The organism is Plantibacter sp. Leaf1, assembly GCF_001421315.1.
GTDB lineage: Bacteria > Actinomycetota > Actinomycetes > Actinomycetales > Microbacteriaceae > Plantibacter.
Genome location: NZ_LMJX01000002.1, coordinates 2,263,053 through 2,285,379 on the forward strand (window position 1 = coordinate 2,263,053; position 22,327 = coordinate 2,285,379).

At 68.7% G+C, this 22,327-nt stretch carries 21 protein-coding genes; 4 read left to right on the forward strand and 17 right to left on the reverse strand.

Annotated features, from left to right (window positions below):
- Positions 1-7: 7 nt before the first annotated feature.
- The 4 genes from ASE44_RS12920 to ASE44_RS12935 all read right to left on the reverse strand — a co-directional run bounded on the left by ASE44_RS12920 (position 8) and on the right by ASE44_RS12935 (position 5,226).
- Complete coding sequence (locus ASE44_RS12920) at positions 8-1,330, reverse strand: ABC transporter substrate-binding protein (RefSeq protein WP_056780431.1); 1,323 nt, start codon at positions 1,328-1,330, stop codon at positions 8-10.
- 79 nt (positions 1,331-1,409) lie between these two features.
- Entirely contained in the window at positions 1,410-2,279 is an 870-nt protein-coding gene (locus ASE44_RS12925) for a carbohydrate ABC transporter permease (RefSeq protein ID WP_082456000.1), read from the reverse strand.
- Positions 2,276-3,220 carry a carbohydrate ABC transporter permease gene (locus ASE44_RS12930; RefSeq protein ID WP_056780434.1) on the reverse strand — a complete coding sequence of 315 codons (945 nt, stop codon included), beginning with the start codon at positions 3,218-3,220 and terminating at the stop codon, positions 2,276-2,278. Before ASE44_RS12930 ends, ASE44_RS12925 begins: the two co-directional genes overlap by 4 nt.
- On the reverse strand, positions 3,217-5,226 hold the full coding sequence (locus ASE44_RS12935; protein WP_056780436.1) for a beta-galactosidase: 2,010 nt from the start codon (positions 5,224-5,226) through the stop codon (positions 3,217-3,219). The genes ASE44_RS12930 and ASE44_RS12935 overlap by 4 nt, the downstream gene beginning before the upstream one ends.
- 151 nt (positions 5,227-5,377) lie before the next feature.
- Between ASE44_RS12935 and ASE44_RS12940 the strand changes: the two genes are divergently transcribed.
- Positions 5,378-6,400, forward strand: a complete 1,023-nt coding sequence (locus tag ASE44_RS12940; RefSeq protein ID WP_056010135.1) for a LacI family DNA-binding transcriptional regulator — start codon at positions 5,378-5,380, stop codon at positions 6,398-6,400.
- Between the two features lie 5 nt (positions 6,401-6,405).
- Here the strand turns inward: ASE44_RS12940 and ASE44_RS12945 are convergent, their stop codons facing one another.
- Positions 6,406-6,987 carry a hypothetical protein gene (locus ASE44_RS12945; RefSeq protein WP_056780439.1) on the reverse strand — a complete coding sequence of 194 codons (582 nt, stop codon included), beginning with the start codon at positions 6,985-6,987 and terminating at the stop codon, positions 6,406-6,408.
- Positions 6,988-7,254: 267 nt separating this feature from the next.
- Between ASE44_RS12945 and ASE44_RS12950 the strand changes: the two genes are divergently transcribed.
- Positions 7,255-7,869, forward strand: coding sequence for an amidase domain-containing protein (locus tag ASE44_RS12950; protein WP_056780444.1), 615 nt, complete (start codon positions 7,255-7,257; stop codon positions 7,867-7,869).
- A 92-nt stretch (positions 7,870-7,961) separates the two neighbouring features.
- Here ASE44_RS12950 and ASE44_RS12955 read toward each other — a convergent pair whose 3' ends face one another.
- The 6 genes from ASE44_RS12955 to ASE44_RS12980 form a co-directional block, all read right to left on the reverse strand.
- Positions 7,962-8,243, reverse strand: a complete 282-nt coding sequence (locus ASE44_RS12955) for a hypothetical protein (protein WP_157579939.1) — start codon at positions 8,241-8,243, stop codon at positions 7,962-7,964.
- An 85-nt stretch (positions 8,244-8,328) separates the two neighbouring features.
- Positions 8,329-9,234 carry an EamA family transporter RarD gene (gene rarD, locus ASE44_RS12960; protein WP_056780447.1) on the reverse strand — a complete coding sequence of 302 codons (906 nt, stop codon included), beginning with the start codon at positions 9,232-9,234 and terminating at the stop codon, positions 8,329-8,331.
- A 58-nt stretch (positions 9,235-9,292) separates the two neighbouring features.
- Positions 9,293-10,534: a D-mannonate dehydratase ManD gene (gene manD / locus ASE44_RS12965; protein WP_056780450.1), complete on the reverse strand. Its 1,242-nt coding sequence runs from the start codon at positions 10,532-10,534 to the stop codon at positions 9,293-9,295.
- A 29-nt stretch (positions 10,535-10,563) separates the two neighbouring features.
- Positions 10,564-11,955 carry an MFS transporter gene (locus tag ASE44_RS12970; protein ID WP_056780452.1) on the reverse strand — a complete coding sequence of 464 codons (1,392 nt, stop codon included), beginning with the start codon at positions 11,953-11,955 and terminating at the stop codon, positions 10,564-10,566.
- Between the two features lie 61 nt (positions 11,956-12,016).
- On the reverse strand, positions 12,017-13,021 hold the full coding sequence (locus tag ASE44_RS12975; RefSeq protein ID WP_056780455.1) for an L-idonate 5-dehydrogenase: 1,005 nt from the start codon (positions 13,019-13,021) through the stop codon (positions 12,017-12,019).
- On the reverse strand, positions 13,018-14,535 hold the full coding sequence (locus ASE44_RS12980; protein ID WP_056780457.1) for a mannitol dehydrogenase family protein: 1,518 nt from the start codon (positions 14,533-14,535) through the stop codon (positions 13,018-13,020). Before ASE44_RS12980 ends, ASE44_RS12975 begins: the two co-directional genes overlap by 4 nt.
- Before the next feature lie 154 nt (positions 14,536-14,689).
- On the opposite strand from ASE44_RS12980, the gene ASE44_RS12985 reads away from it, so the two are divergent.
- Entirely contained in the window at positions 14,690-15,655 is a 966-nt protein-coding gene (locus ASE44_RS12985) for a LacI family DNA-binding transcriptional regulator (RefSeq protein WP_056780459.1), read from the forward strand.
- Between the two features lie 10 nt (positions 15,656-15,665).
- On the opposite strand, the gene ASE44_RS12990 is transcribed toward ASE44_RS12985, so the two are convergent.
- The 5 genes from ASE44_RS12990 to ASE44_RS13010 are packed head-to-tail and all read right to left on the reverse strand — an operon-like array spanning position 15,666 to position 19,138.
- Positions 15,666-16,457, reverse strand: a complete 792-nt coding sequence (locus ASE44_RS12990) for an ABC transporter permease (RefSeq protein WP_056780462.1) — start codon at positions 16,455-16,457, stop codon at positions 15,666-15,668.
- Complete coding sequence (locus ASE44_RS12995; protein WP_056010153.1) at positions 16,454-17,413, reverse strand: ABC transporter ATP-binding protein; 960 nt, start codon at positions 17,411-17,413, stop codon at positions 16,454-16,456. Before ASE44_RS12995 ends, ASE44_RS12990 begins: the two co-directional genes overlap by 4 nt.
- Positions 17,410-17,634: a helix-turn-helix transcriptional regulator gene (locus tag ASE44_RS13000; RefSeq protein WP_056010156.1), complete on the reverse strand. Its 225-nt coding sequence runs from the start codon at positions 17,632-17,634 to the stop codon at positions 17,410-17,412. Before ASE44_RS13000 ends, ASE44_RS12995 begins: the two co-directional genes overlap by 4 nt.
- Positions 17,631-18,053, reverse strand: a complete 423-nt coding sequence (locus tag ASE44_RS13005; RefSeq protein WP_056780465.1) for a hypothetical protein — start codon at positions 18,051-18,053, stop codon at positions 17,631-17,633. Before ASE44_RS13005 ends, ASE44_RS13000 begins: the two co-directional genes overlap by 4 nt.
- Positions 18,050-19,138 (reverse strand): ABC transporter permease, encoded by a 1,089-nt coding sequence (locus ASE44_RS13010; RefSeq protein ID WP_056780467.1) that lies wholly within the window; start codon positions 19,136-19,138, stop codon positions 18,050-18,052. The genes ASE44_RS13005 and ASE44_RS13010 overlap by 4 nt, the downstream gene beginning before the upstream one ends.
- Positions 19,139-19,257: 119 nt before the next feature.
- On the opposite strand from ASE44_RS13010, the gene ASE44_RS13015 reads away from it, so the two are divergent.
- Positions 19,258-20,427, forward strand: coding sequence for a low temperature requirement protein A (locus tag ASE44_RS13015; protein WP_235522604.1), 1,170 nt, complete (start codon positions 19,258-19,260; stop codon positions 20,425-20,427).
- Positions 20,428-20,606: 179 nt separating this feature from the next.
- Here the strand turns inward: ASE44_RS13015 and ASE44_RS13020 are convergent, their stop codons facing one another.
- Positions 20,607-22,274 (reverse strand): ABC transporter ATP-binding protein, encoded by a 1,668-nt coding sequence (locus ASE44_RS13020; RefSeq protein WP_056780469.1) that lies wholly within the window; start codon positions 22,272-22,274, stop codon positions 20,607-20,609.
- Positions 22,275-22,327 lie beyond the last annotated feature (53 nt).

Here is a 22,327-nt window from a genome sequence, read left to right on the forward strand (position 1 = left end):
GGTTGCATTACTCCTTGACGGGGATGGACTGCGCCTTCAGGGCGTCGATCGTCGCCGACTGGCCCTTGGTGAGGGCGTCGAGCAGGGTGCCGTTGCCGGACACCGCCTCCTTGAAGCCGTCGGACACGTCGTTGTACGTCTGCGTCATCGTCGGACCCCAGGCGAAGTCTTCGGACACCTCGGAGGAAGCCTCCGCGAAGACATCGTAGATCGGCTGGCCGCCGTAGAAGTCGACGCCCTCCTTGAGGACGGGGAGGTTCAGGCCGTCCTTCGTCGCCGGGTAGATGTTGGCGCTCTTGTTGAGCATGGTGAGCGCCTCATCGGAGGTGTTCAGCCACAGGGCGAACTTCGCAGCCTCGTAGGGGTGCTCGGAACCGGTGAAGACCGCGGTGGACGAGCCACCCCAGTTGCCGGCGGCGGAGTCGCCGGCCTTCCACTGCGGTGCCTTCGCGACGGCCCACTTACCGGCGGTGTCGGGCGCACCGGAGGCGATGGAGTTCGCACCCCAGACCGCCGAGTTCCAGGTCCACGCGGCGCTGGAGTTGTAGGCGTTGTCCCACTCGGTCGTCCAGGTCGGCACGGTCGAGACGAGGTCCTCGTCGATCAGGTCCTGCCAGTAGTCGGCGACCTGCTTGGAGGCGGGGTCGGTCAGGTCGACGGTCCAGTCGCTGCCGTCGTTCTTGAACCAGCTGCCGCCGGCCTGCCAGACGAGACCCGCGAACTGGTTGATGTCACCCTGCGAGAAGTTGGTGATGTAGGCGCCGGTGGCACGCACCTGCTTGGCGGCCTCCTTGTACTCGGCCCACGTCGTCGGGATGGCGATTCCGTTCTGCTCGAAGAGGTCGGCACGGTAGAACATGGCCATCGGGCCGGAGTCCTGCGGGACCGCGTAGACCGAGTCGGACTCGCCGAGGGAGACCTGACCCCAGGTCCAGTCGACGAAGTCGTCCTTCGCGGCCATGACCTCGTCGCACGCACCGAGGTCCATGAGGCCGTTCTGCACGCGGAAGTTCGGGAGGGCGTCGTACTCGATCTGACCGAGGTCGGGCGCGTTGCCGGCCTTCAACTGGTTGAAGAAGTTCTGGTACGTGCCGCTGTTGCCGTTCGGGCCGGTCTGGACCTTGACCTGGATGTCGGGGTTCTCCTTGTTCCAGACGTCCACGACCTCCTCGATGCCGGGGATCCAGGAGGTGAAGCTGAGGTCGACCTTGCCCTCCGCCGGGGCACAGGACGCAGCAGCACTGCCGCCGTCCGACCCGGTGGAGGAGCAGCCGCTCAGGACGACGGCCGACAGCACCGCTGCGGCGACCGCTGTTCTCTTGAGGTTCATTGCGAATCCGTTCTTCTGTGAATGGTGAGGGATGGTGTTGCTGGTGCGGGTGGTTCGGGAGGTGCTGATCGGCGGGCGGTCACTTCACGGCGCCGGCACCGAGGCCGGACCGCCAGAACCGCTGGAGCAGGAGGAAGGTGATGACGAGCGGGATGATCGACAGGAACGCGCCGACGAGGACGTACAGGCGCAGTTCGGGGATCTGATTGACCTGCGAGTTCCACGAGTAGAGCCCGAGGGTGACGGGGAACAGGGCTTCGTCGCGCAGCATGATGAGCGGCAGGAAGAAGTTGTTCCAGATGGCGACGAACTGGAAGAGGAACACGGTGACGAGCGCCGGGAACATGAGTCGCACGGAGATGGTGAAGAAGGTCCGGACCTCCCCCGCACCGTCGAGCCGAGAGGCCTCGAGCAGTTCCTCCGGCACGCTCGACGCCGCGAAGATGCGGGTGAGGTAGACGCCGAAGGGGCTGACGAGCGACGGCAGGAACACGGCCCAGAAGGTGTTCGTGAGGCCCACCTGGCTGAAGATCAGGAACAGCGGGAGGGCGAGCGCCGTGGCCGGCACGAGCACACCACCGAGCACGACGTTGAAGATCAGGTCGCGGCCCGGGAACCGGTACTTGGCGAGCGCGTAGCCGCACATCGCCGCGAACAGGGTGCCGAGGAGTGCGCCGAGCCCGGCGTACAGGACCGAGTTCAGCATCCACTTCAGGTAGACGCCGTCGCGGTAGGCGACGAGCTGTCCGACGTTCTCGAAGAGGTTGAAGTCGGCGAACCAGAGCGGGGCGGTGTTCGAGAACTGCGACGACGACTTGGTCGACGCGATGAACAGCCACCAGATGGGGATGAGGAAGTAGAGCGTGAAGACGAGCATCACGATGAGCGCGCCGGCGCGCGACAGGCGGCTCTCCTGCGGGCCGCGGCCGGTGGACAGGATGGCGGTCATTTGCCTTCCTTTCGCTGCGTGAACTTCAGGAACCCGAACGAGAGGACGAAGGTCGCCAGCGCGAGCACGACCGAGAATGCGGCTGCGAGGTTCACGTTCGGGATGGACGAGGTGGTGTAGACGGTGAGGTTCGGCGTGAAGGTGCTGCTCACGGCCGAGCTGAAGGACCGGAACACCTGCGGTTCGGCGAGGAGCTGGAGCGTGCCGATGATCGAGAAGATCGCGGTGAGGATGATCGCGGGCATCACCAGCGGGATCTTGATCGACCAGGCGATGCGGGCCTGGCCGGCGCCGTCGAGCCGCGCGGCCTCGTAGATCTCCGTCGGGATGGAGAGGAGCGAGGAGTAGATGATGAGCATGTTGTAGCCGACGAACACCCAGGTGACGACGTTCGCGATGGCCCAGAGCACGAGGTCGGCGGAGAGGAAGTCCACGTTCTGCGTGATCGCGGTGAACGGCGACAGGTTGGGCGAGTACAGGAAGCCCCACATGATGGCGGCGATGACGCCGGGGACCGCGTACGGCACGAAGAAGGCCAGGCGGAAGAACCGCTTGCCGCGGAGCAGCGGCGAGTCGAGCAGCAGGGCGAAGAGGAGCGCGAGGCCCAGCATCACGGGCACCTGGACGACACCGAACAGGAGCACCCGACCGACGGACTGCCAGAACGGTCCGTTCTGGAAGACCTGCACGTACTGGGCGAACCCGCCGAACACCTCACGGGCCTGGCCGAAGGTGCCGTCACGCTCGATCACGAGCAACGACTGGTAGACGGCGTAGCCGATCGGCACGAGGTAGAACAGGGCGAACAGGACGGCGAACGGGACGATGAAGAAGGCGATCGCCCGCTTGTGCTGCACCACCGCCTTCGGCAGTCGCGCTGCCGTCCGCCGGCGGGACGGACGTGGTGACGTCGCCCCGGCCGTCTCGATGTTGACGCTCATCGCGTGCGGTCCTCTCTGATGACGCGCACGGCGCCGGCTGGCACGCGTGCGATGGAGTCGACGGGTTCGCCGGTGACGAGCTCGTGCCCGGTCGCCGGCAGCTCGACGTCGTGCGTCGAGTGGTTGATGAGGAAGCGGTAGCTGCGGTCGTCGCCGACGCGACGGATGACCTCGAGGCCCGGCAGCTGCTCGTCGCCCTGCGGCACGGCGCCCGCGCCTGCTGCGGCGTCGCGCAGGACGTCGTCGAGGGCGTCGGCGTCGAGGTTCGTCGCGAGGTACCAGGCGTCTCCGCCGCCCGCGATGCGGTTGCGGGTGATCGCCGGTCGGCCGATCGAGGGGCCGTCGGTGAAGGTGTCGAGGACCTCGGCACCGCGGGCGCGGGTGCGCTCCGACCAGGCGGTCGCGGTCTTCCCGGAGGCGAGCGTGAGGGTCTGCCCCGGCAGGACGGGCGCGAACTCCTCCGTGTTGACGCCGAGCAGCTCGCGGAAGGCGCCCGGGTACCCGCCGGGGCGGACGCGGTCCTCTTCGTCGGCGATCCCGCTGAAGAAGGTGATCACCGCGTGGCCGCCGGCCGCGACGAAGTCGGAGACGACCGCGGCCTCGCTGTCCCGCACGAGGTAGAGATTGGGGATGACGACGAGTCGGTACGCCGAGAGGTCCGCTCCGGGACGGACGACGTCGACCGTGTGGCCGAGTCGACGCAGCGAGGCGTGGGCGGCGTGCACCTGCGAGAGGTAGTCGACCGCGTGGGTCGGGCGGCTCTCGCCGTCGGCGGCCCACCAGTTCTCCCACGAGAACATGAGCGCGACGTCGGCCTGCACGCGCGTCCCGACGATCTCGTCGAGTCGATCGAGGGTGCCGCCGAGCGCGACGACCTCCCGCCAGACGTCCGAGTCGGTGCCGGCGTGGGGCAGCAGGGCGGAGTGGAACTTCTCGGAGCCCTGCAGGGAGGCCCGCCACTGGAAGAAGCAGACGGCTTCGGCTCCCTTGGCGACGTGCGTCAGCGAGTTGCGGGTCATCTCGCCAGGCGCCTTGGCGAGGTTCTGCGGCTGCCAGTTGACGGCACCGGTCGACTGCTCCATGAGCAGCCAGGAGCCGCCGCCGGCCAGCCCGCGCGTGAGGTCGCTCGCGAAGGAGAGCTCCGCGGTCGGGTCGGCGAGCCGGTTGTCGAGGTAGTGGTCGTTCGCGACGACGTCCATCTCGGGGGCCCACTGCCAGTAGTCCATGTTCCGGATGTGCGCGGTGACCATGAAGTTGGTGGTGACCGGCACGGTGCTGTGGCGACGCAGGACCTCGAGCTCGGCCCGGTAGTAGTCGAGCAGCTCGTCGGAGGAGAAGCGGTGGAAGTCGACGACCTGGCTGGGGTTGCGGCTCGACAGGGTGAGACGCGGCGGCAGGATCTCCGCGAAGTCGCTGTACTGCTGGCTCCAGAACGAGGTGCCCCAGCCGGTGTTCAGGCGTTCGATCGTGCCGTAGCGGGCGCGGAGCCAGCCGCGGAACGCTTCGGCGGACTCGTCGTCGTAGCAGAGCGCGTTGTGGCAGCCGAGCTCGTTGGAGACGTGCCAGAGCTCGACGGCCGGGTGGGCGCCGTACCGCTCGGCGACCCGCTCGACCAGTTCCAGGGCGTACCGGCGGAAGACCGCGGACGACGGGCACCAGGCCTGGCGGCCGCCGGGGAAGCGCGTCGTGCCATCCTCGGTCTCGGGGAGGATCTCGGGGTGGCGGAAGGTGAGCCACGGGGGTGCTGAGGCGGTGCCGGTTCCGAGGTTGACCCGGATGCCCGCCGCGTGGAGCAGGTCGAGGATCTCGTCGAGGCCGGAGAACTCGAACTCGCCCGGGCGCGGCTCGAGGTGCGACCACCCGAAGATGTTGAGGGCGACGAGGTCGACGCCGGCTTCCTGCATGAGGGCGACGTCTTCGCGCCAGACGGACCGGTCCCACTGCTCGGGGTTGTAGTCGCAGCCGTAGGCGATGCCGTCGTGGCTGAACGTGGGGGTGGAGCTCATGGTGCCTTCCGCGATCTGTGAACGTGCACAGATCGAAGAGCGACAACTCCACGTTGAGAGTCTGTGAACGTACACAGAGTACGGTCGGATTTCAGAATCTGTCAACACGACGAGCGCCGTGGCGCGTTCGGCGCGGCGCTAGGGTGGAGCCGTGACCCCTCCGCCGACTCGACGCAAACGGGCCACCGTGCACGATGTCGCCGTCGAGGCCGGCGTCTCGCGCGGCACTGTCAGCCGGGTCGTCAACGGCGAGCGGTACGTCTCGGCCGAGGCCCGCGAGGCGATCGAGGCCGCGATCGAGAAGGTCGGGTACGTGCCCAACACGGCCGCTCGGAACCTCGTCATGCAGCGCACGCAGGCCGTCGGGTTCGTCGTGCACGAGCCCCACAGTCTCTTCGTCGACGATCCCAACATCGGCAACATCCTGCTCGGCGCGAACGAGGCCCTCTCGCAGGCGGACCACCAGCTCGTCTGCCTGGTCGTCGACTCGGAACGCGACACCGACCGCATCACCCGGTACCTCTCCGGCGGCTTCGTCGACGGGGTCATCATGGTCTCCGCGCGCGAGAACGACCCGATCACCCGGGTGATCGAACGCCTCGGGCTCCCGGCGACGTTCGTCGGCCACCCGCCCGACCTCCGCGAACTCCCGTTCGTCGGGATCGACAACCGTGCCGCGTCTGCCGACATCACCCGCGAGCTGATCGGTGCCGGCCGGGGGCGTATCGGCATGATCGCGGCGGCGCTCGACCGCGACTCCGGCTCAGACCGACTCGCCGGATTCCGTGACGCGCTCGGCGACCGGTTCGACGAGCGGCTCGTCGTCGAGGTCCCGTTCTACTCCCACCAGGACGGCTTCTCCGGCATGACCGAGCTCCTCGCACGAGTACCGGAGATCGACGGCCTCTTCGCGGCGTCCGACGCGGTCGCAGCAGGTGCCCTCGAGGCGTTGCGCGCCGCCGGTCGGCGGGTCCCTGAGGACGTGTCGGTCGTCGGCTTCGACGACTCGGCCTGGGCCCTGCGCTGCCACCCGCCGCTCACGACCGTCCATCAGCCGGCAGCGGCCGTCGGTCAGCGCGCGGCCGAGGTGCTGCTCGCGCAGTTGCGGGGCGAGACCATCTCGCCCACCGGCTCGTTCGTCCCGACGTCGATCGTGCGTCGCGGGAGCGTTTGAACCCGTCAGCGGTAGCAGCCCTCATCGGAGATCAGCACCATGTACTCCCGGGCCCCCTCGGTGTACGCCTGCACACCGAGGGCGTCGTCGAAGCTCTGCAGGTCGATCGCATCGGCCGACTCCGAGAGGTCGAAGCTGATCCAGGTCGGCTCGTCGGTGCCACCGAGGTAGACCGGCCAGCCTTCGTCGGCGAAGTAGTCGGCGATCGTCTGCTCGCTCGACTCGCTCGTGCCCGGAGCGACCTCGAACGTCTTCATCGAGCGCGCGAAGGAGACCTCGCTGCCGTCCGAAGCAGCTGAAGAGCACGCCAACTCATCCCATTCGCCCTCTTCACTGATGATCGTGTTGAACGGGATGAGGGAGGAGGCCACGGTGAGCGTGGCGTTCGCCTGGGCACGAGCTTCTGCAGGCGAGGGCATCGACTCGTCGATGAACCCGTCCTCGAGGAGGTCTTCACCGGTGAATCCTCGAGCGTTCAGCTCGGCTTCGACGGCCGCCGCGAATGGAGCGGCGCCGGCGATCATCATCGCGAGCGGTGCCGCGTAGCCGACGAGCTGCAGCACGACCGCCACGATGATCACGGTCACCAGGCCTCCACCGAGCGGAGGTCGATTCGTCGACGGCGGCGAGTGTTGGATCACGGAGTGCCCTTTCGTCCGGGCCCGGTTCACGCGGTTGCTCCCGGAGCAGGCAACCGCGTCGTGCTGCAGATGGCGACACGACGGATCGCGTACCATCCGGGCGACACTGCATGATCTCAGATGTCACCGCGACCGATGAACGACCCCGCGCCATCATGTCGGACGGACCGACCCACACGGATCCCCCAGCAGGGCACGCCTAACGTTGGTCTGATGATCGGCTCGGGAATCACACGGCGCCTCCGCGCCACGCTCGCCGCGGTCACCGTGGCGGCCGCGGCGATCGGTCTGTCGGGATGCTCACCCGAGCAGATCGAGCAGCGCTCCGACGACGCGTCGATCCAGGCGCAACTCGACTACGTGCACGCGCACTGGAACGCCTACAACGACGCCGAGTTCGGCGCGCTTCCGGACTCCGACTGCGTCAACTTCGCCAGTCAGTCACTCATCGCTCGCGGGTGGCAGATGGACGATGGCTGGTCGTTCGACACCGACGCCGACGGCGACCACGAGTATTCGGACGCGTGGGTGAGCTCGACACTGTTCGAGCGCTATCTCCGGGCCCACCCCGAACGTGCGACGGAACTCGCCGCCACCGACCTCAGCGCGTTGCAGCTCGGCGACATCGTCCAGTTCGATTGGGATGACTCCGGCGACGAGGATCACACCGGCATCGTGACGAGGATCGTCGGTGATGGTGCCGACCGGCAGGTGTACTTCGCCGGCCACACGCTCGACAGCCACTACCGTTCTGTGACGAACGCGATCACCGAGACCTATCCGGGCGCGCGAGTCACCTACTGGCACCTCGCAGCACCCGCGAGCTGAGCAGCCACTCGCGCATCCCCTTCATTCGCCCATTGTTGGGCGAATGAGCACTCGGTCGCCCAAACATGGGCGAATGAACGTGGTGGAGCGAGTCAGAGCAGGAGTGTCGGGCGCCGGACGGCGGCCCGCTTCGCCTCGTCGAAGGTGTCGACGTGCAGCCATTCGGGCGGGCTGGGCGCCACGATGAGGACGTCGTACCCGGTGCCCTGCGCCTCCACGTAGGCGAGACGACATTCGGGCGATGACGGGTCGGCGTCGTTCGAGATCCGCCACTGGCGGGTTCCGATCGGGACGACATGATGACGCTCGGCCGAGTCCTCGACACGTGGGAACGGCGACTCGAGCGACACTGCTGGAGCATGCTTCGTAACCATGCCCTCAGGCTAGGTGTCCCGGTGGAAGGCGACTGCAGGCTTGACTTCCCAGGTTCGCGGCGACGCGCCGATGGCGGGCCTGCCCTCAGCGGCTCGGGCGGCGCACGGTCTCGAGGCCCAGCAGCACGAGGGCGAGCACGATCGGCCCGTAGACGAAGACGTCGGTGAGCGTCAGCGACTCCCCGAGGAGCAGCACCGCGACGAGCACCAGCAGCACCGGTTCCAGGTAGCTGAGCAGCCCGAAGACGCCGAACGACAGCAGGCGGCTCGCGACGAGGTAGAGCACGAGGGCGACGCCGCCGATCACGCCGAGCAGGAGGATCCCCCACCCCAGCTGCGGGTGCGCGGCCAGCACATCGAGCGACGACGGCTGCAGGGCGAGCACGACCGCGACGGGCACCAGGACGAGCAGCTCGAAGCAGAACGCGCCGATGGAGTCGAGCCCGGCCCGGCGACGGATCGCGAAGTACACCGGGTAGCCGAGCGCGACGGCGACGGTCGCCCACGAGAGTCCGCCGGCGACCACGATCGCCGCAGTGACCCCGACGGCCGCAGCGGCCACCGCGGCGATGCGCAGTGGGGCGAGGCGTTCCCGGTGCAGGACGACGCCGACCACGACCATCGCCAGCGGCATCAGCAGGTACCCGAGCGCGAGCTCGAGTCCGTGACCGGTCTGCGGTGCCCACCCGAACAACCACAGCTGCACCGACAGCAGGAGCCCGTCGAGCACGATCACCAGGACGAGGAGCGGGCGACGAGCGAGACGGAGCGCGATGTCGCGGACGTCCCGCCACCAGCCGAACACCCCGACGAGCGCGGCGAGCACCGGCACCGTGGCGATCACCCGCCAGGCGAAGATCTCGTTCGCCTCGAACGGCTCCAGCAGCGGCGGCAGGAAGAACAGCGCCGCGAACAGGAACGAGGCGACGACGGAGACGAGGACCCCGCGAGGCGTCGTCTCGCGGTGCTCAGGGGGAAGGGCGGCCGTCACGGGTCCTCACCCTATCGTCGGCCGCGCGCCGGGGATCCGGCGGCGGCACCGACAGCCGTCACCAGTCGTGGACGGTACCGTCCGTCAGCCGGTTCACCGGGAGGTACGCCTTCGTGTACTCGAACGCCGCGGCCGCCTCCTCGTCGAGTTCGACGCCGAGGCCGGGCTGCTCGCCGGGGTGGAGGAAGCCATCGTCGAAGGTGAACGACGTCCGGAACACCTCGAGGGTCTGCTCGTTGTGCGGCATGTACTCCTGGATCCCGAAGTTGTGGATCGCGAGGTCGAGGTGCAGGGCCGCGGCCATCCCGATGGGTGAGATGTCGGTGGGGCCGTGGATGCCGGACCGGATCCCGTAGATCGCCGCGAAGTCGAGCAGCTTCTTCATCGCCGTGATGCCGCCGGTGTGCGTCACCGCCGAACGCACGTAGTCGATGAGGCGCTCGGTGATGAGGGTCTGGTAGTCGTACACCGAGTTGAAGACCTCACCGATCGCCAACGGCGTGGTCGAGTGCTGGCGGACGAGTCGCAGGGCGGTCTGGTCCTCCCCCGGGGTGCAGTCCTCGAGCCAGAAGAGCTTGTACGGCTCGATGTCCTTCGCGAACCGTGCGGCCTCGATCGGCGACATGCGGTGGTGTCCGTCGTGCAGGATCCGGAGGCCCGTCCCGAAGTCCTCGCGGATCCGCTCGAACACGCCCGGCATGTGCGCGAGGTACCCGGCGGTGTCCCAGGACTCCTCGGTGGGCGCCGTCGCCGCCGAGCCGTCGGACGCACGCTTCGCCGGCTCGTAGTCGTAGCGGACACCCGGACCTGAGGCGGACACCCCGTAGACCTGCCCGAGGCCCGGGACGCCGGTCTGCACGCGCACGGCGGTGAAGCCGAGCTCCTGGTAGCCGGTGATCGCGTTCGCGAGCGCCTGATAGTCCGTGCCGGAGGCGTGGGCGTACGCCCGGATGCCCGACCGGCTCGCCCCGCCGAGCAACTGGTACAGCGGCACGCCGGCCTTCTTCGCCTTGATGTCCCAGAGGGCCATGTCGACCGCCGCGATGGCCGCCATCGTGACCGGCCCACGACGCCAGTACGGCCCGCGGTACAGGTACTGCCAGGTGTCCTCGATGCGGTCCTCGTCGCGCCCGATCAGCATCGACGCGACGTGGTCGCCGAGATACGACGCGACGGCGAGCTCGCGCCCGTTGAGGGTCGCGTCGCCCCAGCCGACCACCCCGTCACTGGTGGTGATCTTCAGGGTGACGAAGTTCCGGCCGGGACTCGTGACGATGACGTCAGCGCGTTCGATGCTCATGGGGTTCCTTTCGAGGAGGTCGAGGCGGCTCAGATGGCGTCGCGCGGGTCGGTGAGGTCCCGACCGGCGACCTCCGGCATCCAGATGGACGCGATCAGCGCGCAGAGGGTGAAGACGCCGAGCATGATGATGATCGGGATGAAGGAGCCGGTGGCGGCGGACACCCACGCGGCGGCGATGACGGGGCCGGCGCCGGTCGCGACGATCGCCGCGATCTCCCGGGCCATCGCCGTGTAGGTGTAGCGGTTCCGAGCACCGAAGAGTTCCGGCAGGGTCAGGTTCTCGAGCGACGCGAAGCTCATCACGGCCAGGTTGTGCAGGACGACGTAGCCGACGAACACGAGGGCGGTCTCCTTGCTGTGGATCATGAGCATGGTCGGGACGATGACGATGAGCGCGATGATCGCCCACACCATGTACATGCGCTTCCGTCCGTAGCGGTCACCGAGCCAGCCGGAGAGCGGCACGGTGATGAAGGCGACGAGCGAGGAGACGATGACGGCGTTCACGCCGATCGACCGGTCGAGCAGCAGGACGACGGTGATGTAGCTGATGAGGTACGTCTGCACGAGTCCCGAGTTGCCCGCCTGTCCGAAGCGCAGGAGGAGCGCGATGGCGAACGCCTTGATCGGCTTGCGGTTCATCGCCTCGAGGGTACGGAGGTTGCCGGTCTCGGTCGCGAGGGCGATCGTCTCCTGCTTGGTGAGCGCCTTGCCGTCGACGACGTCGTCACGCTCCTCGAAGACCGGGCTCTCCTTGAGGTTGAAGCGGACCCAGACCGCGAACAGCATGATCACGACGCTGCCGATGAAGGGGATGCGCCAGGCCCAGGCGATGACCTCGTCCTCGCTGTACGCGAGGAGCAGGCCGGCCCACAGTGCCGAGGCGAGGAGGGTGCCGCAGTTGGTCCCGAGTGCGACGAGCGAGGCGATGATGCCGCGTCGCTTCGCCGGAGCGTATTCGGCGAGCATGACGCCGGCACCCGAGATCTCCGCGCCCGCTCCGAAGCCCTGCGCGATCCGCAGGAGCACCAGCAGGATCGGCGCGAGGAGCCCCACCTGCGAGTAGGTGGGCAGGAAGCCGATGAGCGTCGTCGACAGCCCCATGAGCAGGATCGTGTAGAAGAGGACCTTCGTCCGGCCGGTCTTGTCACCGAGCCGGGCGAAGAAGAAGGCACCGACCGGGCGGGCGACGTAGCCGACACCGTAGGTCGCCATCGCGGCGACGACGGCCATGGCCGGGTCCTCGTTGGAGAAGAAGAGGTCGGCGAACACGAGCGCGGCGGCCAGCGAGTAGAGCTGGTAGTCCATGAACTCGAGCGCGGTGCCGAGCCAGCCGGAGATGGCCGCCCGGACGAGGTCGCGGACGGAACGGTTCGCGGTCGGGTCGCCGGTGGCGACTGCTGATTTCGGGTCTGACATGAGGTACTCCTTCGGACCTACGGGATGAAGCGGGAGTGGAGGTGGAGCGGTGGGGTGCGACTCAGAAGGCGAGGAGCACCTTCGCGGAACGGGAGGAGTCGCGGGCGACGGCGAACGCGTCGACCGCCTCCTCGGCGGGGAGGACGTGGGTCACGACACGGTCGAGGAGGTCGCTCTCGGCGAGGAAGGCGATCGCCTCGTCGATCTCGGTCGAGAACCGGAACGCACCGCGGATGGTGAGTTCCTTGGCGAGCATCGGCGCGAGGTTGATCGGACTGGCGGCGTCGGGGAGCATGCCGACCTGGACGATCGTTCCGGCTCGCTTCGCCGCGCGGACCGCCTGGGTGAGGGCGACGGGCGCACCGGAGCATTCGAAGACGACGTCGGCGGACTCGTCGGCGACGGGGTCGCGTCCCACGAGGAGGAGCGTCTCCGCCCCGACCGTGGCGGCGCGGTGGAGGGCCTCCTCCCGCATGTCGCTCGCCGTGACCGCGGTCGCTCCGGCACGCACGGCGGCGGCGATCACGAGCAGGCCGATGGGGCCGGCACCGAGGACGAGGACCCGGGCGCCGCGGAGGTCCCCGGCGAGTCCGACCGCGTGCATGGCCACGGCCAGGGGTTCGGCGAGCGCCGCGCGCTGGAGCGGGAGCGCTTCGGGCAGGACGCGCAGCATCGACCGTTCGACGATCAGGTACTCCGCTGCGCCACCCTGTCGGTGCGGGTCCGCTGCGGCGCTGCCGAGGTAGTCGCCGCCCGGTCGCAGGTGTGGGCGGTCCTCGAGCCCGGGCAGGCTGGGGCCGTAGCGGGCGGGGTGCACGGTGACCCGGGTGCCGGGGGCGAGCTGACCGGACGGGTCCGCGTCGACCTCGGCGGAGAGTTCGTGGCCGGGCGTGAGGGGTTCGCGGATGACGTACTCGCCGTTCGCGCCGTGGAAGTAGTAGTGCAGGTCGGATCCGCAGATGCCGACGTACCGCACCCGGAGGCGGACCTCGCCGTCGCGGGGTTCCGGGGTGTCGGTGTCCTCCCAGCGGATGTCCTCTGCGCCGTGGATCGCGAGCGTCTTCATCGGAGGGCTCCTGTCGTGGTGGTCGGTCGGGCCGTGGCGGCGACGCTGTCCTGGATCGCCGCGTCGACGCCGTGTCGCGCGATGGTGTCGATCAGCTCGCCGACCCGGGCGATGAACGCCGGTCGCTCGGCGAGCTCCTGTCCGAAGAGGTGGAGGCCGGCGATGACCCGGTGGGCGAGCTGCGCGCCGTCCGTCGAGGCGTCCGCGAGGCGGGCGAGTTCCTCGCGGGCCGGGTCGACCATGGCCCGCGCGTGCGGACCGGGGTCGAACCCGGGCATCGGGGCGATGCAGGACAGGTAGGCCGCGACGGTGAGCGCGATGAGATGCGGTGTCGATCCGCTGTCGAGGCTGCGGAGGGCGGGCTCCGGGATGCGCTGGCGGAGTTTCACCGAGCCGTCGGTGCCGACCTGCGCGGTGCGGTGCCCGAGGGCGTGGTTCGCCCATCGTTCGAAGAGCTGCGCTTCGTAGGTGTCCACGTCGACTCCGGCGGGGAATCGCACCGAGGGTTCGTATTCGTGGTGGAGGATCGACCGCGCAGCCGATTCCACGTCGGGCATGGCGATCGCCTCGGAGATCGTGGCCGCCCCGCGGAGCGCGCCGAGGTAGGCGATGAGGGAGTGCGTCCCGTTCAGCAGCCGCACCTTCATCTGCTCGTACGCGCCGACCTCGTCGGTGAACACCGCCCCGCCGGCCTCCCAGGCGGGGCGTGCGGCGGCGAAGCGGTCCTCGATCGCCCACATGGTGAACGGTTCGGCGGAGACGGGCGATTCGTCACGGACGCCGAGGCGCGCCGATACGAGGTCGCGCAGCTGGGCGGTCGTGGCGGGCACGATGCGGTCGACCATGCTGGAGGGGAAGGCGACGGCACTGTCGAGGTAGGCGAGCGCCTCCGCACCCTCCGAGCCGGGCAGTTCGCCGAGGAAGGTCCGGACGAGCGCCTCGGTGCGGGCCCCGTTCTCGCTGAGGTTGTCGCAGCTGAGGATCGTCACGGGGGCACCGTTTCCGGATGCGCGCCGCTGCAGTCCGCGCGCGAGCTGGCCGATGGTGGTCCGGGGTGCACCGCCGCGCAGGTCGGCGGCGATGAGCGGGTCCGAGAGGTCCAGTAGGCCCGTCGACGGTGAGGTGCTGTACCCGTGCTCCGTCACGGTCAGCGTCACGACCCGGATGCGCTCGTCGGCGAGACCGGCGACGACACGTTGGGGGTCCGCTGCGGCGACGAAGACGTCGGTGTGCACGGCGGGCACGGTGATGGCCGTCCCGCTGGGCGAGATCTCGGCGACGGCGTAGCGGAGGTCCTGCGCCTGCATGGCGTCGACGACCGTGCGGGAGCGTGAGGCGACACCGATGATGCCCCAGTCGTCACCACCGGCACGCAATGCTGCAGCCGTGTACACGGCCTGGTGGGCCCGATGGAAGTTGCCGAGGCCGAGGTGCAGGACACCGGCTGCGGAGGGTACGGGGTGTCCGGGCTGCGGGGCGGAACCGGCACCGAGTCGCCCGATCGGGCCCGTCATCGCGTAGCCTCGGGGCGCTGCAGCATCGGCTGGCGGAGATCCGCATCGATCGTCATGAAAGCGATTCTGATTGGTTTGTACAAAGTTTGTCAAGTAGTTTCATGGCGCGGGCATGCCGCATCATGAGTAGACCAGACCCCGCGAAGGATCAACCGTGACCGCCACCCTGACCGATGTCGCCCGTCACGCCGGCGTCTCCATCGCCACCGCATCGCGGGCCTTCGGCGAACCGGACCGACTCGCCGACGCGACGCTGGAACGGGTCCTGAGCGCGGCGGCGGACCTCGGGTACGCCAACCCCAACGGCGCGACGACGGAGAAGACCTTCGGCGTCATCGTCCCCGACGTCGCGAGCCCCGTGTACGCGACACTCCTGAAGGGTGTCCACGCCCAGGCCTGGCAGGGACGCCACCGCCCGGTGTTGTTCGACACCGATGAGGACCTGCATCGGGAGCACGAACAGCTCGAACTGGCGCGGAAGCTCAACGGGATGCTCCTCTGCTCCCCCCGCCTCCCCGACGACGAGATCCGCGCGCTCGTGGGCGACACCCCCGTCGTGGTGGTCAACCGCATCATCGAGGGTCTGCCGTACGTGGTGATGGACACGGAGAGCGGTCCCCGGCAGGCGGTCGAGCACCTGGCAGCCCTCGGACACCGGCACATCGCCTACGCCGCCGGCCCCGAACACTCCTGGGCGGATCTGCGTCGTGGGGACGCCGTCGCCGCGGCGTGCGCCGTCCTCGACATCGAGTTCACCCGCCTGGGTCACCAGGCGGCGTCGATCCAGGGCGGCCTGGCCGCAGCGGCGACGATCGTCGCGAGCGGTGCGACCGCGGTCGTCGCCTACAACGACCTCGTCGCCCTCGGCATCGAATCCGGCGTCAGGACCCTGGGCAAGCGGTGCCCGGAAGACCTCAGCATCATCGGCACGGACGACATCGAGATGGCCTCGATCCGTCAGCCCGGGCTCACGACCGTCCGACTCGCCATCAACCGTTGCGGATCACTCGCGGTCGAGGTCCTCGTGCGCGCCATGGCCGGTGCCGCCCCGCGGTCGGTCGCGAGTCTGGATTCGCAGCTCATCGTCCGCGAGTCGACGGCGCCACCGCGACGGTCCTGACCCGCCGGCATCACGCCAGGCGTTCGCGCCCACCCCAGCGGTGGAGTCGTCCGACGGCGAGACCCGCCACGAGCGCGCAGGCCGCCAGGAGCCCCCACATCACCGCGAGCGGTGCCGGTGGCGGCGTCTGCGAGAGGATCGCGTCGAGCGTGCCGACGATCCACGTCGAGGGGAGGACGCGGAAGATCCCAGCGGCCCACTCGGGGAGGACCGAGAGCGGGAAGAGCGCCCCGGACGTCACGAGGGCGAGCATCGGCAGCAGGTACGCCAGCTGCATCGCGACATCCGGGTTCGACAGCCGGGTGGCGAGCAGGTATCCGAGCCCGAGCAGCATGGCACCGCCGAACAGGACCGTGACCGCGACGGCCACGAGGTCGCCGAGCGGACGCTCCGGCGACGTCCAGGCCGCGAGGGCGACGATCACGACCGTCTGCCCCACGACCACGCCGAGGCGGATCGGCAGGTGCCCGAGCAGGTACGCGTCATGACGCGCCGGCGTCGTCGACAGGGCGCGCAGCAGGCTGGTACCGCGATGCCGGACGAGCGGGACCGTGGTGAGCATGAATGCGACCGCCATGAGCCCGGTCGTCGCCACCAGGGGCAGGCCGCGCTCGAGTACCCCGGCCGGGGCTCCACCGGCTCCCGCCACGATGACGTCGACGCCCCAGAGCAACCCGATCAAGCCGAGGAAGCTGGCCACGAGGATGATGGCCGAGCTCGGGTCCCGGAGGAGGTCGCGCGCGTGGGCCGTGGTGAAGCTCCGAAGCTGCGACCGGAACGTCTGCATCGTGCTCGTGCTCACCGCTCGTGCGCCCGCTCGCCCTCGGCCGAGGATCGCGGGCGGTTCGCGAGGTCGATGAAGAGGTCCTCCAGCGAGCCGTGCGCGACGCGGAACCCCCGCGGCCGGAGGCCGGTGGAGAAGGTGAGTCTGCGGAGGACGGCGTCGGGATCGTCGGTCACGACCTCGACGAGGCTGAGCGCGCCCTTCGCCGTCACGGTGATCGCACCGGGGATGTCGTGGGATTGCAACTCGGCGACCGTGGTCGCATCGGGGATCTCGAACGTCACGGTCGCCGTGGAGGCGTGCTCCCGGACCAGTGTCTCCGGCTCCCCCATGGCGGCGATCGACCCGTCCACGAGCACCGCGATCCGGTCGCAGACCTGCGTGGCCTCGTCCATGTGATGCGTCGACAGCAGGATCGTGGTGCCACGTTCCTGCTGGCGCCGGATGATGGACCACAGGTTGCGGCGAGCCTGTGGGTCGAGTCCGGCGGAGGGTTCGTCGAGCACCACGATCTCGGGGTCGCCGATCAGGGCGATGGCGATGAGCAGGCGCCGCTCCTGCCCGCCGGAGAGGTGCTTCACCCGCCCCCGGCGGGCGTCGCCGAGCTCGAGTTCGTCCAGGACGTCCTCGGGCGGGCGGACGCGGGCGTGGAACGAGGCGAAGAGCTCGAGCGTCTCCGCGACGGTCAGCGTCGGGAACAGCGTGGCGGCCTGCGGCTGCACCGCCAGGCGCTCCGTCACGAAGCGGCGGTCGCTCGCGGGGTCGTGGTCGAGCACCCGGACGGTTCCGGCGCTGGGTCGCCGGAGTCCGACGATGGTCTCCAGCGTGGTGGTCTTCCCGGCACCGTTCGGCCCCAGGAGTCCGAACACCTCGCCCTCCCGGACGCTCAGGGAGACGTCGCGCAGGACGGTCCGGTCTCCATAGTGCTTGCTGAGCCGATCGACGGTGATGACGGCTCTGGCGTGGTCGTTCATCGTCGTCCTCCAGACGGCGGGGCATCGTGTTCGCCCGGGAAGAAGATCTCCTCGATCGGGCGCGCGAGGAGGGCGGAGACACGGAACGCCAGGGGCAGCGACGGGTCGTAGCGGCCGGTCTCGAGGGCGTTCACGGTCTGCCGGGAGACCCCGAGGGCCTCCGCGAACTGCACCTGGGTCCATCCGCGTTCGGTGCGCAACGCACGGACGTCGTTCTTCATCGGTTCGCCCGGAACGAGAGGACGCCGATGCTGACGCCCCAGACCGCCATCCCGCCGATGAACACCCACCACTCGGGCTGATCCACGACGATCGCCGCGGTCGAGAGGAACACGATCACGAGGCTGATCAGCATCGCCGCGCCGAACCCGATCGCGAGGCTCAGGAGCAGGAGTCCGCGTTGCAGCTCGTCGACACGGCCGACGTGGCGGATCAGCGCGACCGCGATCCAGACCACGGGGACGAGTGGGACGAGCGCGACGACCACGCCTGCGGCGGAGCCCGGTTCGGTCCGGACGAGCTCCGGCAGGAAGAGGAAGGTCACGAGGAAGCCGACGGCCCCGGCCGCGATCTCCCACAGGTACCGCAGGGACGCTCGTCGCTCCTGCGGGGTCGATCCCCGATCGGTGTTCGCTCTCATGCTGTGACCTCGCTTCGTGTGTCGGATGTGTCGGATGTCTCTGTCGTGCCCGGCCGGCGTTCGGACTGATCCCACTCGAACCGCCGGACGGCGAGCGCCCCGGCGGCGACGGTGACGACGGCCATGAGCCCCCACAGCGCCGGCACGGGCAGGAAGGGTTCGGCCCCGGTCAGGGAGGCGCTGGTGGCGGCCACGAACCAGGTGGTCGGCAGGCAGTTCATGACGACCTGCACCACGGTGGGCAGGATGACCTGCGGGAGCAGCCCACCCGAGGCGAAGACGAGTCCGAGGGTCGCCATCACCATCGTCTGCTGGGTCGCCTCGGCGTTCCGCGATCGGGCGGCGAACGCCAGCGCGACGGCGAACAGCATGGTCGTCCCGAGGAGGAAGGACGTCCCGAGGGTCAGCAGGTCGAGGCCGTCGATGTACCGGCGCCACACCGCGATCCCGGCGGTCAGGAGCAGGACGCCGACCGCGACGAACGCGCGGAGCGGGAGCTGCGCGAGCAGGAAGGTCGAGCGCCGGAGCGGTGTCGTCCCGAGCAGGCGGAGGAGTCCGCGCTCCCGCATCGCGACGAGGGGAACGGTCGTCCCGATGAACGCGACGCTGGCGACCCCGACGAGGACCACGATCCCGAGGTTCGCCTGCAGGGGGTCGAGCTCGACGTCGCCCTCGTCGTCCACCACGGTCACGGCGTCGGCGCGGACGCCTGCGTCGCGAAGGCCCAACCAGATCGGATCCCAGGCGGCCTGGTCGGACGCGTCGAGGACGACCAGCGCCCGACCATCGACGACCGTCACGACGGTGTTCCGCTCGGGTGCGTCCTCGGCGACCACGCGGACGCCGGCCCGTTCGAGGGCGGACGCGATGCGGGGGTCCGCAGCATCCACGGAGGCGACCGGAGCGGGACCGAGCACGACGAACGCCAGCCACATCGACACGTAGATCACGAGGATGATGCCCGTCATGAACCACATCGACACCCCGGTCAGGGGATTCCTGAGCACGTCGCGGGCACTGATCGCGGCGAGCCGCCGGAAGGCTTCGCGGCCGTGACCTTCGCGTCCGCCGGTCGCGGGCCTCACCGGGGCACCTCAACGGCGAGGACCGGAGTGACAAGGAAACCTGACATGCGTCAAGTGTGCTTGTCACTTTCGAAGGTGTCAAGTCCCCTTTGCATCCGGTGAGGCGGCACACTGAGACCATGCTGAACCGACTGGGCCTCCTCCGCATGACCGGCCGCGACCCCGGCGAGGGGCACCGGGTGGCGAGCCCGTTGGAGCTGCTCTTCGATCTCGTCTTCGTCGTGGCCGTCTCGCAGGCCTCGCAGAACCTCCACCACGGGATCGTCGAGGGCCACGCGGCGGAGACGACCGTCTCCTACGCGATGATCTTCTTCGCCATCTGGTGGGCGTGGATGAACTTCACCTGGTTCGCCTCCGCGTTCGACACCGACGACTGGCTCTACCGACTGACGACCATCGTCCAGATGGCGGGTGTCCTCGTGCTCGCGGCGGGCGTGCAGGACGCCATGGTGGAAGGTGATTGGGCGATCATCACCGTCGGCTACGTCATCATGCGCCTCGCGATGGTGGCGCAGTGGCTCCGGCTCGCGCTGTCCGACCCGGAGCAGCGGGCGGTCGCCCTCCGGTTCGCCATCGGCATCAGCCTGGTGCAGGTGCTCTGGGTGGCACGCCTGGCCCTGCCGGTCGAGGGGCAGTTCTGGACCTTCTGGCCCGCGATGCTCCTCGAGGTACTGGTGCCCGTGTGGGCCGAGCGTGTCCACCGCACGCCGTGGCATCCCCACCACGTCGCGGAACGGTACGGCCTCTTCACCCTGATCCTGCTCGGTGAGAGCCTGCTCGGTTCAGCGAACGCCATCATCGACGCTGCCAACGCCGACCGCCGCATCGACGGCCTCGTCGGCCTCGCCGTCGCCGGGATCGTCCTCGCCGCTGGCATGTGGTGGATGTACTTCAGTCGCGAGCAGGCGGATCGACTGACGTCAGCACGGCAGGGCTTCACCTTCGGGTACGCTCACTACTTCGTCTTCGCCGCCGCCGGCGCCGTCTCGGCGGGGATCGAGGTGGAGCTCGACCTCCTGACCGAGGCCGGTGAGCAACTCACCGCCACCGACGCCTCGTTCTCGCTCACGGTGCCGGTCACCGTGTTCATGGTCGCGGTGTGGTTCGTCCTCCTCCGCGGGCGGATCTCCACCGGAGCCTCCGCACTGTTCCTCGTCGCTGCGGCGGTCGTCCTCGCGTCGGCAGCACTCCCGGTCGTGACCGTGCTCGGGACGGCCACGGCGGTCGGCATCGCGGTCGTCGTCCTCGAGGTACAGCGCGTCCGCGAACGACGGGAGCCCGCGGGCTGAGCGACCCCGGACACGACGAAGGCCCCCGATTCCTCGGGGGCCTTCGTGTCACATCCACTGGTGGGAGGGTTCATGAAATCCGCGATCCCAGTCGGGAATAGGGTTCGCAGAAGGGGGTTTTTTGGCGCTTTCCACGCTAAGCCCCGGGTCGTGTGCTCATGCTGCCATGAACGTTGCCTTCACGCAGGAACGTGTTGCTGCGCGCACAGTGTCCGGTAGAGCTCGCATCTGTCGAGGAGCTCGTCGTGCGCACCGACGTCCACGATGCGTCCGTGCTCCATCACGATGATCTTGTCGAAGTCGCGTACCTCCGCCAGACGGTGGGAGGCCATAACGATGGTCTTCGCCTGCGCACGCTCCCGCAGCAGCGACGACAGTCCCTCGGCGGAGATGGCGTCAAGGCTCGATGTCGGTTCGTCAAGGAGCAGCATCTCTCGGTCAGAGAGCAACGCTCGGGCAACACCCAGCCGCTGCCGCTCACCTCCTGAGAGGTTGCTACCTGACACTGCGACAGGTCGGTCGAGGACTTCCCCGCCTATGCTGGCGAACAGCCCCACGTCCGCCAACGTCTGCAAGAGCGCACTGTCCGGAAGGCCGCGGTGCTCGATGTCGAGATTGTCTCGAACGGTTCCTCCCACCGGCGGCGAGTTCTGCGGCACCCACGCCATACGAGCTCGGTAATCGCCGAGCGGGCCGTCGTGAGCCGGCACTCCACGCATCCGTATGGTGCCACTGCTGGGTTCGTAGAACCTCTCGAGAAGAGCGAACACGGTGGACTTCCCAGACCCGGACGGGCCCACGAGAGCGACGTGCTCACCGTCACGGATCGTGACATCGAGCGGCCCGATGCGAGTCGCCGACCCGGCCGACGCTTGCGGATACTCCAAAGTAACGCTCTCGAGTTCGACGAGCACCTCACCCGCGCACCCCAAGTCGGCGCGAGTGCCATCCGACAGGAGATCGCTCTCTTGCGGCGCGGAGACGATTTCATCGACGCGGTCTATCGCCGCAAGTCCCGTCTGAATGCTCACGAACGTCGAACCGACCTGAGAGACCGGTCCGACCATCATCATGAGGTACATCATGAACGCGATCAGCCCTCCGAGTGACAGGCTGCCCTCAGCGACTCGGACGCCACCGAGAGCAAGCGTGACGATGAGGAGTGCTTGGGTGGCGAGGGTCATGACCGGTTGCATGTATGCACCCAACCGCGCCACCTTGATTGCGTTCGTCCTGACGTCACTAGCGTCGGCTGCGATGAGGGCAAGCTGCTGTCCGCCCACTCCGTAGGCTCGGATCAGCGGCAGCGCAGTCAGCGTGCGTTCGAAGCTGCCTGCGAGCGTCGCGGTCGCCGCCTGAGTTCTCCCGGACGCTGAGCGCACCAGTCGCCCCATGACGGTGGACAGCACCGTAGCAACAACGGTGATCACCAACGACAGAGCGAACAGAATCGGGTCGATGGTGGCCATGAGGACGGCCGCGACCGCGAAGGTGACGACCGCAGCGAGGAGTTTGAATACACCCGTCGTCAGAACGGATGATGAGGCGGCGGTGTCGGAGATCATTCGAGAGAGGAACTCACCCTGTGGCACCCGCTGCACGCGACTCATTGGCAACGAAACGATGCGTGCCGACACGCGTGTCCGCAGTTCGAGGATGAGGTCGTGTGCGGTGCGAGCAAGAGCATACGACTCCACCCCGGCGAGTAGCGCCTGAGCGACAACCACCGTAGTCAGGATCAGCACCGCAGGAAGCGGCACTGACCCGGAAGTCAAGGCATCGAACATCTGTTGCAGCAGCAACGGTTGGGCAAGCCCCAGCCCCGCCCCCACGAGGGACAGCGCCACCAGTCCTCCGAGTCGCCAACGATGGCGTCGGATGAAGTCTCGGAGGGTGTTGC

Excerpts from the sequence above, each read along its gene's own strand:
- ASE44_RS12955 (WP_157579939.1), bottom strand. The coding sequence starts at position 8,243 with ATGGTTACGAAGCATGCTCCAGCAGTGTCGCTCGAGTCGCCGTTCCCA.
- ASE44_RS12970 (WP_056780452.1), bottom strand. The coding sequence starts at position 11,955 with ATGTCAGACCCGAAATCAGCAGTCGCCACCGGCGACCCGACCGCGAAC.
- ASE44_RS13005 (WP_056780465.1), bottom strand. The coding sequence starts at position 18,053 with ATGAGAGCGAACACCGATCGGGGATCGACCCCGCAGGAGCGACGAGCG.
- ASE44_RS12975 (WP_056780455.1), bottom strand. The coding sequence starts at position 13,021 with ATGAAGACGCTCGCGATCCACGGCGCAGAGGACATCCGCTGGGAGGAC.
- ASE44_RS12935 (WP_056780436.1), bottom strand. The coding sequence starts at position 5,226 with ATGAGCTCCACCCCCACGTTCAGCCACGACGGCATCGCCTACGGCTGC.
- ASE44_RS13015 (WP_235522604.1), top strand. The coding sequence starts at position 19,258 with ATGCTGAACCGACTGGGCCTCCTCCGCATGACCGGCCGCGACCCCGGC.
- ASE44_RS12920 (WP_056780431.1), bottom strand. The coding sequence starts at position 1,330 with ATGAACCTCAAGAGAACAGCGGTCGCCGCAGCGGTGCTGTCGGCCGTC.
- ASE44_RS12930 (WP_056780434.1), bottom strand. The coding sequence starts at position 3,220 with ATGAGCGTCAACATCGAGACGGCCGGGGCGACGTCACCACGTCCGTCC.
- ASE44_RS12980 (WP_056780457.1), bottom strand. The coding sequence starts at position 14,535 with ATGACGGGCCCGATCGGGCGACTCGGTGCCGGTTCCGCCCCGCAGCCC.
- ASE44_RS12995 (WP_056010153.1), bottom strand. The coding sequence starts at position 17,413 with ATGAACGACCACGCCAGAGCCGTCATCACCGTCGATCGGCTCAGCAAG.
- ASE44_RS13000 (WP_056010156.1), bottom strand. The coding sequence starts at position 17,634 with ATGAAGAACGACGTCCGTGCGTTGCGCACCGAACGCGGATGGACCCAG.
- ASE44_RS12950 (WP_056780444.1), top strand. The coding sequence starts at position 7,255 with ATGATCGGCTCGGGAATCACACGGCGCCTCCGCGCCACGCTCGCCGCG.
- ASE44_RS12925 (WP_082456000.1), bottom strand. The coding sequence starts at position 2,279 with ATGACCGCCATCCTGTCCACCGGCCGCGGCCCGCAGGAGAGCCGCCTG.
- manD (WP_056780450.1), bottom strand. The coding sequence starts at position 10,534 with ATGAGCATCGAACGCGCTGACGTCATCGTCACGAGTCCCGGCCGGAAC.